At 55.6% G+C, this 16,353-nt stretch carries 14 protein-coding genes; all 14 read left to right on the top strand.

What is annotated here, in order from left to right:
- The first annotated feature begins 596 nt into the window (after window positions 1-596).
- Window positions 597-1,040, top strand: a complete 444-nt coding sequence (locus tag HFD95_RS09345; RefSeq protein WP_010258058.1) for an NADH-quinone oxidoreductase subunit A — start codon at window positions 597-599, stop codon at window positions 1,038-1,040.
- A 15-nt stretch (window positions 1,041-1,055) separates the two neighbouring features.
- Window positions 1,056-1,733: an NADH-quinone oxidoreductase subunit B family protein gene (locus HFD95_RS09340; protein ID WP_003854245.1), complete on the top strand. Its 678-nt coding sequence runs from the start codon at window positions 1,056-1,058 to the stop codon at window positions 1,731-1,733.
- A gap of 113 nt (window positions 1,734-1,846) precedes the next feature.
- The gene (nuoC, locus tag HFD95_RS09335) at window positions 1,847-3,646 is read left to right on the top strand and encodes an NADH-quinone oxidoreductase subunit C/D (RefSeq protein WP_010258063.1); all 1,800 of its coding nucleotides are present in this window, start codon (window positions 1,847-1,849) and stop codon (window positions 3,644-3,646) included.
- A 2-nt stretch (window positions 3,647-3,648) separates the two neighbouring features.
- Window positions 3,649-4,164: an NADH-quinone oxidoreductase subunit NuoE gene (gene nuoE / locus HFD95_RS09330; protein WP_010258066.1), complete on the top strand. Its 516-nt coding sequence runs from the start codon at window positions 3,649-3,651 to the stop codon at window positions 4,162-4,164.
- A gap of 2 nt (window positions 4,165-4,166) precedes the next feature.
- On the top strand, window positions 4,167-5,507 hold the full coding sequence (gene nuoF / locus HFD95_RS09325; RefSeq protein WP_029519446.1) for an NADH-quinone oxidoreductase subunit NuoF: 1,341 nt from the start codon (window positions 4,167-4,169) through the stop codon (window positions 5,505-5,507).
- Window positions 5,508-5,619: 112 nt separating this feature from the next.
- On the top strand, window positions 5,620-8,343 hold the full coding sequence (gene nuoG, locus HFD95_RS09320; protein ID WP_022625073.1) for an NADH-quinone oxidoreductase subunit NuoG: 2,724 nt from the start codon (window positions 5,620-5,622) through the stop codon (window positions 8,341-8,343).
- A complete protein-coding gene (nuoH, locus tag HFD95_RS09315) occupies window positions 8,340-9,317 on the top strand; it encodes an NADH-quinone oxidoreductase subunit NuoH (protein WP_003854240.1) in 978 nt (325 codons plus the stop codon). The genes nuoG and nuoH overlap by 4 nt, the downstream gene beginning before the upstream one ends.
- Before the next feature lie 11 nt (window positions 9,318-9,328).
- A complete protein-coding gene (nuoI, locus tag HFD95_RS09310) occupies window positions 9,329-9,871 on the top strand; it encodes an NADH-quinone oxidoreductase subunit NuoI (RefSeq protein ID WP_003854239.1) in 543 nt (180 codons plus the stop codon).
- Window positions 9,872-9,881: 10 nt separating this feature from the next.
- Window positions 9,882-10,433, top strand: a complete 552-nt coding sequence (gene nuoJ, locus HFD95_RS09305) for an NADH-quinone oxidoreductase subunit J (protein ID WP_010258075.1) — start codon at window positions 9,882-9,884, stop codon at window positions 10,431-10,433.
- On the top strand, window positions 10,430-10,732 hold the full coding sequence (gene nuoK, locus HFD95_RS09300; RefSeq protein ID WP_003854236.1) for an NADH-quinone oxidoreductase subunit NuoK: 303 nt from the start codon (window positions 10,430-10,432) through the stop codon (window positions 10,730-10,732). The genes nuoJ and nuoK overlap by 4 nt, the downstream gene beginning before the upstream one ends.
- The gene (gene nuoL, locus HFD95_RS09295; protein ID WP_010258078.1) at window positions 10,729-12,564 is read left to right on the top strand and encodes an NADH-quinone oxidoreductase subunit L; all 1,836 of its coding nucleotides are present in this window, start codon (window positions 10,729-10,731) and stop codon (window positions 12,562-12,564) included. Before nuoK ends, nuoL begins: the two co-directional genes overlap by 4 nt.
- A gap of 210 nt (window positions 12,565-12,774) precedes the next feature.
- Window positions 12,775-14,295, top strand: a complete 1,521-nt coding sequence (nuoM, locus tag HFD95_RS09290) for an NADH-quinone oxidoreductase subunit M (RefSeq protein ID WP_167430167.1) — start codon at window positions 12,775-12,777, stop codon at window positions 14,293-14,295.
- Window positions 14,296-14,301: 6 nt separating this feature from the next.
- Window positions 14,302-15,759, top strand: coding sequence for an NADH-quinone oxidoreductase subunit NuoN (gene nuoN, locus HFD95_RS09285; RefSeq protein ID WP_010258083.1), 1,458 nt, complete (start codon window positions 14,302-14,304; stop codon window positions 15,757-15,759).
- Window positions 15,760-15,883: 124 nt separating this feature from the next.
- Complete coding sequence (locus HFD95_RS09280) at window positions 15,884-16,342, top strand: GNAT family N-acetyltransferase (RefSeq protein WP_167430166.1); 459 nt, start codon at window positions 15,884-15,886, stop codon at window positions 16,340-16,342.
- Window positions 16,343-16,353: the final 11 nt, after the last annotated feature.

Here is a 16,353-nt window from a genome sequence, read left to right as displayed (position 1 = left end):
TAAACGCTTATAAATAAGCCTCTCCTTCCCTGAAAAGAACGAGAGGCTTTTTTGTGTCTGACCCCCGCCCGATGTCCCTTACTGACTCATCTGCCTCTCCTGACCCGACTAAAAAAATTTCAGCATCTACTGAATTGAAATTTCCAGACCAAAAAACCGAACGTTTTGTTCCGAATCACCGTTTCAGGTGGGGAAAATTAACGCATAAAGGGCAAAAGTGTGTTCTGGATCAAAAAAATAGCCCTGGAAAGGGGAGGGAAAATTCAGTGATACCTGTCAAAATATGTTTGTTAAATGCACGATCCATGCATGTGAATACCCGCTACACTAAAATTAACCCTACAGACTGAAGCGATTTAGCTGGAAAGCGGGGCATCATTTGTTAATAATATGATGCAGGTGTGAAATAATGTTTGGATACTTTTGTCAAAGTTGACAAAAGGTTATAGAAAGGAGTAAAAAACCCCATAAAATAGCTGCTTATTACGTAATAACAGCGACATTTGAAAGGTTTTTATCCTTCCCTTGAATCGATGTGGTCAGTTTGCTGCGGGAAACGCGTGCAGGATGCCAGCGCCACTTTTGATGAGTAAGCAATGAGTATGTCAACTACCACCGAAATCATCGCTCAGCACTGGGCGTTTATCGTATTTATCGTTATTGCCTTTGGCCTGTGTGCTTTCATGCTGACCGGAGGATGGCTGCTTGGCGGCAGAGCGCGCGCCCGCTACAAAGACACGCCATTCGAATCGGGCATTGAATCCGTTGGTGATACCCATATCCGCCTGTCGGCGAAATTTTATCTGGTTGCGATGTTTTTCGTCATCTTCGACGTCGAAGCCCTCTTTTTATACGCATGGGCGACTTCAATCCGTGAAAGCGGTTGGATCGGCTTTGTGGAAGCCGCAATTTTCATTTTGGTGCTCCTGGCGGGTCTGGTCTATCTGGTACGCATTGGCGCACTGGACTGGGCTCCAGCTCGCCGTCGCGTGGTGGTCAAAACCACTACGGTCAGCCACACCAATCCTCATAAGCAGTAAAAGAGAGGCAATAAGATGGACTATACGCTCACCCGCATAGACCCGAACGGTGGTGAGAACGACCGTTATCCTCTGCAAAAGCAGGAAATCGTCAGCGATCCGCTGGAGCAGCACGTTCATCGCAGCGTTTATATGGGCAAACTCGAAAATGCCCTGCATGACATGGTGAACTGGGGGCGTAAAAACTCCCTCTGGCCTTATAACTTTGGCCTGTCCTGTTGTTACGTTGAGATGACAACATCGTTCACCGCGGTCCACGACGTGGCACGTTTTGGCGCCGAAGTTATGCGCGCTTCGCCACGTCAGGCCGATTTCATGGTCATTGCCGGTACGCCGTTCACCAAAATGGCCCCGGTTATTCAGCGTTTGTACGATCAGATGCTGGAACCCAAATGGGTGATTTCCATGGGTGCCTGCGCCAACTCTGGCGGCATGTATGACATCTATTCCGTGGTGCAGGGTGTCGATAAATTCCTGCCGGTCGATGTTTATATTCCTGGCTGTCCGCCACGTCCTGAAGCGTATATGCAGGCACTGCTGCTGTTGCAGGAGTCGATCGGCAAAGAGCGCCGTCCGCTCTCGTGGGTGGTTGGCGATCAGGGCGTTTATCGCGCCAACATGCCATCTGAGCGTGAAAGAAAACGCGGCGAGCGCATTGCAGTCACAAACCTGCGCAGCCCGGACGAAGTTTAAAACCGTATGGATGGAAAACAGCGCCTGCAGCAGAACATCACAATTTAATGCATGGCCCCATCCTGACGCCTTCATTTGAGTGCCTGAGACCAGGCCGGAATGGTGAGTAACGTATGACAGATTTGACCACGCAAGATCTCGCTCAGCCTTCATGGCAAACCCGTGATCACCTTGATGACCCGGTGATCGGCGAGTTGCGTAACCGTTTTGGGCCGGATGCCTTCACTGTTCAGCCAACCCGTACCGGTATTCCGGTGGTGTGGGTGAAGCGTGAACAGATACTGGAAATTATCGAGTTCCTGCGTAAATTACCCAAGCCTTACGTCATGCTTTATGACCTGCATGGCGTGGATGAGCGTTTACGTACCCACCGTGCAGGCCTGCCTGCGGCGGATTTTTCCGTTTTCTACCACCTGCTGTCGATTGAACGCAACCGCGACATCATGCTCAAGGTGGCACTCTCTGAAAACGATATGCATCTGCCGACCATCACCCGCCTTTTCCCGAATGCCAACTGGTATGAGCGTGAAACCTGGGAGATGTTTGGTATCACCTTTGATGGTCACCCGCATCTGACGCGCATCATGATGCCGTCGACCTGGGAAGGCCATCCGCTGCGTAAAGATTACCCGGCGCGCGCCACCGAATTCGATCCGTTTACGCTGACCAAGCAGAAAGAAGATCTGGAGATGGAAGCGCTGACCTTTAAGCCTGAAGACTGGGGCATGAAGCGCAGCACCACCAACGAAGACTTCATGTTCCTGAACCTCGGGCCTAACCACCCGTCGGCGCACGGGGCATTCCGCATCATTCTGCAGCTGGATGGTGAAGAGATTGTCGACTGCGTGCCTGACATCGGCTATCACCACCGTGGTGCCGAAAAGATGGGCGAGCGTCAGTCGTGGCACAGCTACATTCCTTACACTGACCGCATCGAGTACCTCGGCGGCTGCGTAAACGAAATGCCGTACGTACTGGCGGTGGAGAAACTGGCCGGTATCGTGGTGCCCGATCGCGTTAATGTGATCCGCGTGATGCTCTCTGAGCTGTTCCGCATCAACAGCCACCTGCTCTATATCTCCACCTTTATTCAGGACGTCGGGGCCATGACGCCGGTGTTCTTTGCCTTTACCGACCGTCAGAAAATCTATGACGTGGTTGAGGCGATTACCGGTTTCCGTATGCACCCGGCGTGGTTCCGCATCGGTGGTGTCGCGCATGACCTGCCGCGAGGCTGGGAACGTCTGCTGCGTGACTTCCTCGACTGGATGCCAAAACGTCTTAAAGAGTATGACAAAGCGGCACTGCGCAACAGCGTACTGATTGGCCGTTCCAAAGGCGTTGCTGCTTACAACATGGAAGAGGCGCTGGCGTGGGGCACTACCGGTGCTGGTCTGCGTGCTACCGGTCTCGACTTTGACGTACGTAAATGGCGTCCCTACTCCGGCTACGAAAACTTCGATTTTGAAATCCCGGTCGGCGACGGCATCAGCGATGCTTACAGCCGCGTCATGCTGAAAATGGAAGAGATGTGGCAGTCGCTGCGCATTCTTGAGCAGTGTCTCAACAACATGCCAGAGGGTCCGTTTAAAGCGGATCATCCGCTGACCACGCCGCCACCGAAAGAGCGCACGCTGCAGCACATTGAAACGCTGATCACGCACTTCCTGCAGGTTTCGTGGGGGCCGGTGATGCCAGCCAATGAGTCGTTCCAGATGATTGAAGCGACGAAAGGGATCAACAGCTACTACCTGACCAGCGATGGCAGCACCATGAGCTACCGCACCCGCGTGCGTACGCCGAGCTTCCCGCATCTGCAGCAGATTCCTTCAGTAATCCGTGGCAGCCTGGTATCCGACCTGATCGTATATCTGGGTAGTATCGATTTTGTTATGTCAGACGTGGACCGCTAATTATGCACGATCAACACATTGCCATTAAAACGATCGACCCTAACGAGGTCTTCGTGCTGAGCGCGGAAGAGCATCACGCCATTGAGCACGAAAAACACCACTATGAAGATGCGCGTGCAGCCTCCATTGAAGCGCTGAAGATCGTGCAGAAACAGCGCGGATGGGTGCCGGACGGCGCTATCAATGCGATTGCCGAGGTTCTGGGTATCCCGGCGAGTGATGTTGAAGGTGTGGCGACATTTTACAGCCAGATCTTCCGTCAGCCGGTTGGCCGTCATGTGATCCGTTACTGTGACAGCGTGGTCTGTCATATCACCGGTTATCAGGGCATCCAGTCAGCACTGGAACAGCAACTGAATATCAAACCGGGTCAGACCACTGCCGATGGCCGCTTTACACTGCTGCCAACCTGCTGTCTGGGTAACTGCGATAAGGGGCCAACGATGATGGTGGATGAAGACACGCATGTGCATCTGACGCCGGAAGGCATCCCTGGTTTGCTGGAGCAGTATCAATGACAATTAAACAGATCATTCGCACTGCAGAAACTCATCCGCTGACCTGGCGGATGCGTGACGACAAGCAACCTGTCTGGCTTGACGAATATCGCAGTAAAAACGGCTATGCCGGTGCGGAAAAAGCGCTGAAAAGCATGTCGCAGGATGAAATCGTTGCGGCAGTCAAAGATTCAGGCCTGAAAGGGCGCGGCGGTGCGGGCTTCTCCACCGGGCTGAAGTGGAGCCTGATGCCGAAAGATGAGTCGATGAACATCCGTTACCTGCTGTGTAACGCCGATGAGATGGAGCCGGGCACCTATAAAGACCGCCTTCTGATGGAGCAGATGCCTCACCAGCTGGTGGAAGGAATGCTGATCAGCGCCTTTGCGCTGAAGGCTTACCGTGGCTATATCTTCTTACGTGGCGAATACATTGAAGCCGCGGTGCATCTGCGTCGTGCGATTGCTGAAGCGACGGAAGCGGGCTATATCGGTAAAAATATTCTCGGTACCGGCTTTGACTTTGAGTTGATTGTCCACACCGGCGCAGGTCGTTATATCTGCGGCGAAGAGACGGCACTGATTAACTCACTGGAAGGCCGTCGTGCCAATCCGCGTTCGAAACCGCCATTCCCGGCGAGTGCGGGCGCGTGGGGCAAACCGACCTGCGTGAACAACGTGGAAACCCTCTCCAACGTTCCGGCGATTCTGGCCAACGGCGTGGAGTGGTACAAAAACATCTCTAAAAGCGAAGATGCCGGTACCAAAATGATGGGGTTCTCCGGACGGGTTAAAAATCCCGGCGTCTGGGAGCTGCCATTTGGTATCACCGCACGTGAAATCCTTGAGGATTATGCGGGCGGTATGCGTGACGGACTGAAGTTCAAAGCCTGGCAGCCCGGCGGGGCAGGGACTGACTTCCTGACCGACCAGCACCTGGATCTGCCCATGGAGTTTGCCAGCATCGGCAAAGCGGGCAGTCGTCTGGGTACGGCGCTGGCGATGGCGGTCGATCACGAGATCAACATGGTCTCGCTGGTGCGTAACCTGGAAGAGTTCTTTGCCCGTGAGTCGTGCGGCTGGTGTACACCGTGTCGCGATGGCCTGCCGTGGAGCGTCAAAATTCTGCGTGCGCTGGAGCAGAAGCAGGGTCAGCCAGGCGATATCGAAACCTTACTGCAACTCTGCCGTCAGCTTGGCCCGGGTAAAACCTTCTGTGCGCACGCGCCGGGTGCGGTTGAGCCACTGCAGAGTGCGATTAAATATTTCCGTGAAGAGTTTGAAGCCGGCATGGCACCGCAGGTGTTTGGCAATACCCGCGCCATTGGCGGGATCCAGCCAAACCTGCTGAAAGCGCGCTGGTAATTCGCCGAAGAACACGGAACAGGCCTGGTGCCGCCGCCCCGACAATGTCGTGCGTCGGGGCAAGAATATGATTAACGCTCGTCTCTGACGAGCCTTACGGAAGCATGTCACTATGGCTACAATTCATGTAGACGGTAAAGAGTATGATGTGAACGGAGCGGACAACCTGCTACAGGCATGTCTCTCTCTGGGCCTTGATATTCCTTACTTTTGCTGGCATCCGGCGCTGGGAAGCGTTGGGGCCTGCCGCCAGTGTGCGGTAAAGCAATTCCAGAATGCCGAAGATACCCGCGGCCGTCTTGTCATGTCCTGCATGACGCCGGCCTCTGACGGCACATTCATCTCCATCGATGATGGCGAAGCGAAAGAGTTCCGCGAAAGCGTGGTGGAGTGGCTGATGACCAACCACCCACACGACTGTCCGGTGTGTGAAGAGGGCGGTAACTGTCACCTGCAGGATATGACAGTAATGACCGGCCACAGCTTCCGCCGCTATCGCTTCACCAAACGTACCCACCGTAATCAGGATCTCGGCCCGTTCATCTCCCATGAGATGAACCGCTGTATCGCCTGTTACCGCTGCGTGCGTTACTACAAAGATTATGCCGATGGCAAGGATCTGGGTGTCTACGGCGCACACGACAACGTCTACTTCGGTCGTCCGGAAGATGGCACGCTGGAGAGCGAATTCTCCGGTAACCTGGTTGAAATCTGCCCGACCGGCGTCTTCACCGATAAAACGCACTCCGAACGCTATAACCGTAAATGGGATATGCAGTTTGCGCCGAGCATCTGCCAGCAGTGCAGTGTGGGCTGTAACACCAGCCCGGGTGAGCGTTATGGTGAGTTACGCCGTATCGAAAACCGTTATAACGGCACCGTAAACCACTATTTCCTGTGTGACCGTGGCCGCTTTGGCTATGGCTACGTGAACCGTAAAGATCGCCCACGCCAGCCGATGCTGCTGCGCGGCAACGACTGGGTGACGCTGAACGCAGAGCAGGCGGTCAATGCCGGTGCAGATTTGCTGCGTCAGGCGAAAAAAGTGATCGGTATCGGCTCGCCGCGCGCCAGCATTGAAAGTAACTTCGCGCTGCGTGAACTGGTCGGTGCAGAGAACTTCTCTACCGGCATGCCAGCGGGCGAGCAGGCCCGGCTTGAACTGATGCTGAAAATTCTGCGTGAGGGCGGTATCTATACGCCATCGCTGCGTGAAATTGAAAGCTACGATGCGGTGCTGGTGCTGGGCGAAGATCTGACCCAGGTGGGCGCACGCGTGGCGCTGTCAGTGCGTCAGGCCGTGAAAGGCAAAGCGCGCGACATGGCTGCCGCTCAGAAAGTAGCAGACTGGCAGATCGCCGCGATCCTGAACATCGGACAGAATGCGAAACATCCGCTGTTTATCACCAACGTCGATGAAACCCGTCTGGATGATATCGCGGCATGGAGCTATCGCGCACCGGTTGAAGATCAGGCGCGTCTCGGTTTCGCTATCGCCAGTGCGCTGGATGAAACCGCTCCGGCGGTGACCGATTTCGACAGCAAACTGAACGGCAAAATGGATGTCATCGTGCAGGCGCTGGCCGGCGCGAAAAAACCGTTAATTATTTCCGGGACCCATTCCGGCAGCAGCGCGATGATCGAAGCGGCTGCCAACGTGGCCAAAGCGCTCAAAGCGCGCGGTGCCGACGTCGGGATTACGCTGCTGGCGGGACACGCCAACAGCGTGGGTCTTGGCCTGATGGGCGGCAATCCTCTGGAAAGCGCGCTGGAGCAACTGAGCAACGGTGAAGCCGATGCGCTGGTGGTACTGGAAAATGACCTCTATCGCCATGCACCGAAAGCGCTTGTTGATGCGGCGCTGGCCCAGACCACTAACGTGATTGTGGTTGATCATCAGCGCACCGCGACGCTGGAGAAAGCGGGTCTGGTGTTATCAACCGCCAGCTTCGCCGAAAGTGATGGCACCTCGATCAACCATGAAGGCCGCGCACAGCGTTTCTTCCAGGTTTACGATCCTTCTTACTATGACAACAACGTAGTGATGCTGGAGAGCTGGCGCTGGCTGCATTCGCTGCACAGCACGCTGGAAAGCCGTCACGTCGACTGGACGCAGCTGGACCACGTGATCGATGCGGTGGTGAGTCATCTGCCACAGCTGGCCGGAATCAAAGATGCGGCACCGGATGCCAGCTTCCGTATTCGTGGACAGAAACTGTCGCGTTCACCGCACCGTGCCAGTGGCCGTACCGCGGCGCGCGCCAATATCAGCGTGCACGAACCGCGTCAGCCGCAGGATCAGGACACGATGTTCGCCTTCTCAATGGAAGGGAACAACCAGCCAGGCGCACCGCGTTCGCAGATTCCGTTTGCCTGGGCACCGGGCTGGAACTCACCACAGGCGTGGAACAAGTTCCAGGTTGAAGTGGGCGGCAAACTGCGTAATGGCGATCCGGGTGTACGGCTGTTTGAAGCCAGCGCAGCCAGTCTGCCCTGGTTCAGCAACGTTCCGGCGGCATTCGTCAGTGAAGCGCAGTGGCGCGTGGCCCCTCTCTACCAGCTGTTTGGTAGTGAAGAGATGTCACAGCGTTCACCGGTCTTCCAGCAGCGTATGGCACCGCCTGCCCTGGTGATTAACCCGGAAGATGCAGCGAAGCTGGGCGTCAACAATGGCGCGGCGGTTGAGTTCATCTGTGCCGGTGAGACAGTGCGTCTGCCGGTCCGTTTCTCGGCGTCACTGCAGGCGGGACAGATTGGTCTGCCGCTGGGCATGCCGGGCGTTCCGCCATTCCTGGCGAACGGTAAAATCGACACTCTGCAGGAGGCGGCGCAATGAGCTGGTTAACACCGGACGTTATCGACATTCTGCTGGCCATTGTTAAAGCCATCGTGATTCTGCTGGTGGTTGTGGCCTGCGGCGCGTTCATGAGCTTCGCCGAGCGTCGTCTGCTCGGCCTGTTCCAGAACCGTTACGGACCAAACCGCGTAGGCTGGGGCGGCTCGCTCCAGCTGGTAGCGGACATGATCAAAATGTTCTTTAAAGAGGACTGGGTTCCGCCGTTTACCGACCGCTTTATCTTTACCCTTGCGCCGGTTATCGCCTTTGTTTCACTGCTGCTGGCCTTTGCTATCGTGCCGGTTTCGCCAACCTGGATGGTGACAGACCTGAATATCGGTCTGCTGTTCTTCCTGATGATGGCGGGCCTTGCGGTCTACGCGGTGCTGTTTGCCGGCTGGTCGAGTAATAATAAATACTCGCTGCTGGGCGCGATGCGCGCCTCGGCGCAGACCCTGAGCTACGAAGTGTTCCTGGGTCTGTCGCTGATGGGTGTGGTAGCGCAGGCGGGCTCGTTCAATATGAACGATATCGTCAACAGCCAGACGCACCTGTGGAACATCATTCCGCAGTTCTTCGGTTTCGTAACCTTCTGTATTGCTGGCGTGGCGGTGTGTCACCGTCATCCGTTTGACCAGCCAGAAGCGGAGCAGGAACTGGCGGACGGTTATCACATCGAATATGCCGGTATGAAGTTCGGCCTGTTCTTTGTCGGCGAATATGTGGCGATCACCACCGTTTCAGCGCTGATTGTGACGCTGTTCTTTGGTGGCTGGCACGGCCCATTCCTGCCGCCGTTCATCTGGTTCGCCCTGAAAACGGCGTTCTTTATGATGATGTTCATCCTGATTCGTGCTGCGCTTCCGCGCCCACGCTACGACCAGGTGCTGTCATTCGGCTGGAAAGTGTGTCTGCCGTTGACGCTGTTGAACCTGCTGGCGACTGCCGCAGTGATTCTCTACACAGCGCCGTAAGGGGTTAACAAATGACTTTGAAAGATATTGTCGTAGGCTTTGGCACGACAGTTCGCAGTATCTGGCTGATCGGGCTGCACGCCTTTGCCAAACGTGAAACTCAGATGTATCCGGAAGAGCCGGTTTATCTGCCACCACGCTATCGTGGCCGTATCGTGTTAACCCGCGATCCGGATGGTCAGGAGCGTTGCGTCGCCTGTAACCTGTGTGCGGTTGCCTGCCCGGTTGGCTGTATCTCGCTGCAGAAAGCTGAAACCAAAGATGGCCGCTGGTACCCGGAGTTCTTCCGTATCAACTTCTCACGCTGCATCTTCTGCGGCATGTGTGAGGAAGCCTGTCCAACCACGGCGATTCAGCTGACCCCCGATTTCGAACTGGGTGAGTTTAAGCGTCAGGATCTGGTGTATGAGAAGGACGATCTGCTGATTTCGGGGCCGGGTAAATATCCGGAGTACAACTTCTACCGCATGGCAGGTATGGCGATTGACGGTAAAGATAAGGGCGAAGCAGAAAACGAAGCGAAGCCTATCGACGTCAAAGGCTTATTACCTTAAGGAGCAAGGCATGGAATTTGCGTTTTATCTTTGCGGGCTGGTGGCGGTGCTGACGACGTTGCGCGTCATTACCCACACTAATCCGGTACATGCGTTGCTGTACCTGATCGTTTCGCTGTTATCGATCGCGGGCGTCTTCTTCTCTATGGGAGCCTATTTTGCCGGTGCGCTGGAGATCATCGTTTACGCCGGTGCCATTATGGTGCTGTTCGTCTTCGTGGTCATGATGCTGAACCTGGGCAAACAGACCGAGAAGCAGGAGCGTGAGTGGCTCAGCCCGTCACTGTGGATTGGTCCGGGTATCGTCTCGTTGCTGCTGCTGGTCGTAATGGTCTACGCCATCCTGACCGCCAACGATCAGGGCATCGATGGCACCATCATCGACGCCAAAGCGGTCGGCATCAGCCTGTTTGGTCCTTACGTACTGGCGGTTGAACTGGCCTCAATGCTGCTGCTGGCTGGTCTGGTCGTGGCGTTCCATATCGGTCGTGAAGAGCGTCAGGGCGAAGTCCTGAGTAACCGTAATGCTGACGCCGCTCAGGTGAAAAAGGAGAACGCATGATCCCGTTACAACATGGATTGATTCTTGCTGCCGTGCTGTTTGTCCTTGGACTGACGTCGCTGGTAATACGCCGCAATCTGCTGTTTATGCTGATCGGCCTTGAAATCATGATCAACGCCGCCGCCTTAGCCCTGGTGGTTGCCGGGAGCTATTGGGGTCAGGCCGATGGACAGGTGATGTATATCCTGGCGATCAGCCTGGCGGCAGCGGAAGCCAGTATTGGTCTGGCACTGCTGCTTCAGCTCTATCGTCGTCGTCAGACGCTGAACATTGATACTGTGAGCGAGATGCGCGGATGAATCTTCTCTATTTAACTGTCTTGTTTCCGCTGATCGGCTTTCTGCTGTTAGCGTTTTCGCGCGGTCGCTGGTCAGAGAACCTGTCGGCCACGATTGGTATGGGATCGGTGGGTCTGGCGGCCCTGACCACGGCGATGGTCGGTTTTGACTTCTTCGCTAACGGTCAGCAAGCCTACACGCAGGCGCTCTGGACCTGGATGCATGTCGGCAACTTCGACATGAAGGTGAACCTGACGCTGGATGGCCTGTCGCTGACCATGCTGTCTGTCGTGACCGGTGTCGGTTTCTTCATTCACATGTTCGCCTCCTGGTACATGCGTGGAGAAGAGGGCTACTCCCGCTTCTTCGCCTATACCAACCTGTTTATCGCCAGCATGGTTGTTCTGGTGCTGGCCGATAACCTGATGCTGATGTATCTGGGCTGGGAAGGGGTAGGCCTCTGCTCTTATCTGCTGATCGGTTTCTACTACAGCAATCCGGAAAACGGCAAAGCGGCGATGAAAGCATTTATCATCACCCGCGTGGGCGACGTCTTCCTGGCATTTGGTCTGTTCATCCTCTACAACGAGCTGGGCACGCTGAACTTCCGCGAGATGATGGAGCTGGCTCCTGCGCACTTTGCCGCAGATAACCATATGCTGCAGTGGGCAACGCTGATGCTGCTGGGTGGCGCGGTCGGTAAATCGGCTCAGCTGCCGTTACAGACCTGGCTGGCAGATGCGATGGCTGGTCCGACACCGGTTTCGGCACTGATCCACGCCGCGACCATGGTGACAGCAGGTGTCTACCTGATTGCCCGTAGCCACGGTCTCTTCCTGCTGACGCCGGAAGTGCTGCATCTGGTCGGGATTATCGGGGCGATAACCCTGGTGCTGGCAGGCTTTGCCGCGCTGGTACAGACCGACATCAAACGTGTTCTCGCTTACTCCACCATGAGCCAGATTGGCTACATGTTCCTGGCGCTGGGTGTTCAGGCGTGGGATGCGGCGATTTTCCATCTGATGACGCACGCCTTCTTTAAAGCGTTGCTGTTCCTCTCTTCGGGTTCAGTGATTCTGGCCTGCCATCACGAGCAGAACATTTTCAAAATGGGTGGCCTGCGTAAGAGCATTCCGCTGGTCTACACCTGCTTCCTGGTGGGCGGCGCGGCGCTGGCGGCACTGCCGCTGATTACGGCGGGCTTCTACAGTAAAGATGAGATCCTGTTTGGCGCACTGGCTAACGGTCACATCAACCTGATGGTTGCGGGTCTGGTGGGGGCGTTCCTGACCTCTATCTATACCTTCCGTATGATCTTCATCGTGTTCCACGGCGAAGAGAAAATTCATGCGCACGCCGGTAAGGGCATTACCCATCATCTGCCGCTGATTGTGCTGCTGCTGCTCTCCACCTTTATTGGTGCGCTGATCACGCCGCCGCTGGCAGGTGTACTGCCAGCCAATGAGTTCGGTGAAGCGGGCAAAGTGGGACTTGAAATCACCTCGGGCGTTGTAGCGATTGTCGGCATTCTGATCGCTGCCGCGCTGTGGCTGGGCAAACGTGAGCTGGTTACCCGTATCGCAAACAGTGCACCAGGCCGTTTCTTCGGCACCTGGTGGTTTGCGGCCTGGGGCTTCGACTGGCTCTACGATAAAGTGTTCGTCAAACCTTATCTGGGTATTGCGTGGCTGCTGAAGCGCGACCCACTGAATGGCCTGATGAACCTGCCTGCGCTGCTGTCACGTATTGCCAACAAAGGCCTGGTAGTCAGTGAGAATGGCTACCTGCGCTGGTACGTTGCGTCAATGAGTGTGGGCGCCGTGCTGGTGCTGGCTCTGCTGCTGGTGATTTAAAGATTGATGAGCGGGGCAGGTTAGCTAATCTGCCCATTGAGAATGTCAAAAATTGTCCTGAGCAAGGGCGTTATCGTCGCGGCCAGTTTGGTTACCGCCAGCGCACAGCAACCGGAGCATACCGAGGTATGTGAGGATTGCGAGCACTGCCGGGAGCCAAAATGGCAAGTAAGATAGCCCGAACTAAGACAAAGAAAAGGGAAGTGTGCCGTGTTATTACCTTGGCTAATTATCATACCCTTCGTCGGTGGTCTGATCTGCTGGCTCACTGAGCGCCTTGGCGCGAAGGTGCCACGCTGGATCGCACTGATCACTATGGGGCTGACGTTGGTGCTTTCACTGCAACTCTGGTTGCAGGGAGGCTATTCACTGACGCAGGCAGCGGGCATTCCGCAGTGGCAGTCAAGTTTCTCCGTTCCGTGGATCCCACGCTTCGGCATCAGCTTCCATTTAGCCATTGATGGCCTGTCGCTGCTGATGGTGGTGCTGACCGGCCTGCTCGGTCTGATGGCGGTGCTCTGTTCCTGGAATGAGATTTCAAAGTATCAGGGCTTCTTCCACCTGAACCTGATGTGGATCCTGGGCGGCGTAATCGGTGTTTTCCTCTCCATCGACCTGTTCCTGTTCTTCTTCTTCTGGGAAATGATGCTGGTGCCGATGTACTTCCTCATCGCGCTCTGGGGTCATAAAGCATCGGACGGCAAAACCCGTATTTCCGCCGCGACCAAATTCTTCATCTACACCCAGGCTTCAGGTCTGGTGATGCTGATTGCGATTCTGGGCCTGGTGTTTGTCCACTACAACGCGACTGGCGTCTGGACATTCAACTACGAACAGCTGCTGCAGACCCCAATGTCGAGCGGTGTTGAATATCTGCTGATGCTGGGCTTCTTTATCGCCTTTGCGGTGAAGATGCCGGTGGTACCGTTGCACGGCTGGCTGCCGGATGCGCACAGTCAGGCACCAACGGCTGGTTCTGTCGACCTGGCGGGTATCCTGCTGAAAACCGCAGCTTACGGTTTACTGCGTTTCAGTCTGCCGCTGTTCCCGAATGCGTCAGCCGAGTTTGCGCCAATCGCCATGTGGTTGGGCATCATCGGTATCTTCTACGGTGCCTGGATGGCCTTCTCGCAGACTGATATCAAACGTCTGATTGCTTACACCTCGATTTCGCACATGGGCTTTGTGCTGATTGCCATCTACACCGGCAGCCAGCTGGCGCTGCAGGGCGCGGTGATTCAGATGATTGCGCACGGTCTCTCCGCTGCAGCACTCTTCATTCTGTGTGGTCAGCTGTATGAGCGTCTGCATACTCGTGATATGCGTCAGATGGGTGGCCTGTGGTCGCGCATCAAATGGATTCCGGGTCTGTCGCTGTTCTTTGCCGTTGCCAACCTCGGTATGCCAGGCACCGGTAACTTCGTCGGCGAATTTATGATTCTGACCGGCAGCTTCCAGGTGGTGCCGATGATTATCATCATCGCGACCTTTGGTCTGGTGTTTGCCTCGATTTACTCGCTGGTGATGATGCAGCGCGCTTATTACGGCGAAGCGAAATCGAAAGATCCGCTGCCAGGCATGTCACCGCGTGAGTTTATGACCATCGGTGTTCTGGTGGTGCTGCTGGTGCTGCTGGGCGTCTATCCACAGCCGATTCTGGATACTTCGCACGCTGCCATGAGCAATATTCAGCAGTGGTTTACCGCTTCAATTTCAACTACAAGGCCGTAATTCGCCATGACAATAACTCCTCACCAATTGATTGCGTTGCTACCGCTGTTAATCGTCGGATTGACGGTGGTGGTTGTGATGCTGTCCATTGCCTGGCGACGCAACCACTTCGTTAACGCCACGCTAACGGTAGTTGGCCTGAACCTGGCGCTGCTCTCGCTGTACTTTGTCGGTCAGGTCGGGGCGATGGATGTCACGCCGCTGCTGCGCGTCGATGGCTATTCGATGTTCTATACCGCGCTGGTCATGCTGGCGAGTCTGGCGACCTGTACCTTTGCCTATCCATGGCTGGCAGGCTTCCCGGACAACAAAGATGAGTTCTACCTGCTGGTGCTGATTGCAGCACTAGGTGGCATCGTGCTGGCCAGTGCTAACCATCTGGCTTCGCTGTTCATCGGTATTGAGCTACTTTCGCTGCCGCTGTTTGGTCTGATTGGCTACGCCTTCCGCCAGAAACGTTCACTGGAAGCCGCACTGAAGTACACCATTCTTTCGGCGGCGGCCTCGTCGTTCCTGCTGTTTGGTATTGCGCTGATCTACGCCGACTCCGGTAACCTGAGCTTTGTGGCGCTGGGCCAGAGCCTGACTGACAGCATGATCCACGAGCCACTGCTGCTGGTGGGTCTGGGTATGATGATTATCGGTCTGGGCTTTAAGCTCTCACTGGTTCCGTTCCACCTCTGGACCCCCGATGTTTATCAGGGTGCGCCTGCGCCGGTTTCAACCTTCCTGGCCACCGCCAGCAAGATTGCTATCTTCGGTGTCATCATGCGTCTGTTTATGTACGCGCCGGTGACCGACAGCGAAGCGGTGCGCACAGTGCTGGCCATGATCGCCTTCGTGTCGATTCTGTTCGGTAACCTGATGGCGATTTCGCAGAGCAACATCAAGCGTCTGCTGGGTTACTCCTCTATCGCCCACCTCGGTTATCTGCTGGTGGCGCTGATTGCGGTGAAAGATCATCAGCTGTCGCTGGAAACCTCTGGCGTTTACCTGGCCGGTTATCTGTTCAGCAGCCTGGGTGCCTTTGGTGTGGTGAGTCTGATGTCCAGCCCATATCGTGGCCCGGATGCTGACTCGCTCTACTCCTACCGCGGTCTGTTCTGGCATCGACCTATTCTGTCAGCGGTGATGACGGTGATGATGCTGTCACTGGCGGGTATCCCGATGACGCTGGGCTTTATCGGTAAATTCTACGTTATCGCTTCAGGCGTCAGTGCGCACCTGTGGTGGCTGACCGGTGCTGTAGTCGCGGGTAGTGCGATTGGCCTCTACTACTATCTGCGCGTGACGGTGAGTCTCTACCTCAGCCCGCCGGAACTACATACCCGTGATACCCCGGCTAACTGGGCATTTACGGCCGGTGGTGTGGTGGTACTGATCTCTGCCATTCTGGTGCTGCTGTTAGGGGTTTACCCGCAGCCGCTGATCAGACTGGTGCAGATGGCTCAGCCGCTGATGTAAGCGCGTTGCTGCGACTGACGAATCAGGCCTCCGGGCCTGATTTTTTTTTGCCTGTAAGAGAGTGTCACCAGCAGGTGCTGGCGACACCGCGCTGATGTAGAGTGTGTGGTTTAAAGGAGATACCATGGACTTTAACTGGCAGGATAAACACCATAGCGAACTGACCCCCTCACAGCTCTATGCACTGCTGGCGTTGCGCAGTGCCGTGTTTGTGGTGGAACAGCAGTGCGCTTACCTTGATGTGGATGGCAAAGATTTGCAGGCGGAAAACCGGCATCTGCTGGGAATGGCGGATGACCAACTAGTGGCCTATGCGCGACTACTCTCCCCGGAGGATGAGACCAGCCCGGTGAAAATCGGACGGGTGATTGTTTCAGATCGGGTTCGTGGTGCGCGGCTGGGGAATCGTCTGATGGAGCAGGCAATCAACAGTTGTCAGCAGCACTGGCCGGGCCGCGATCTGTTTCTCTCCGCGCAGGCGCATCTGGAAAGTTTCTATGGGCAGCATGGCTTTGTCGCGGTGGGGGAGAACTACCTGGAAGATGGGATCCCTCACGTCGATATGCTGAAGAACGCGCCATAAAAAAGGCGAGG

Source organism: Pantoea sp. EKM10T (genome assembly GCF_011800685.1).
GTDB lineage: Bacteria > Pseudomonadota > Gammaproteobacteria > Enterobacterales > Enterobacteriaceae > Pantoea > Pantoea agglomerans.
Note: the sequence above shows the minus strand (reverse complement) of the source record. Positions and strands in the feature narration are given on the sequence as shown.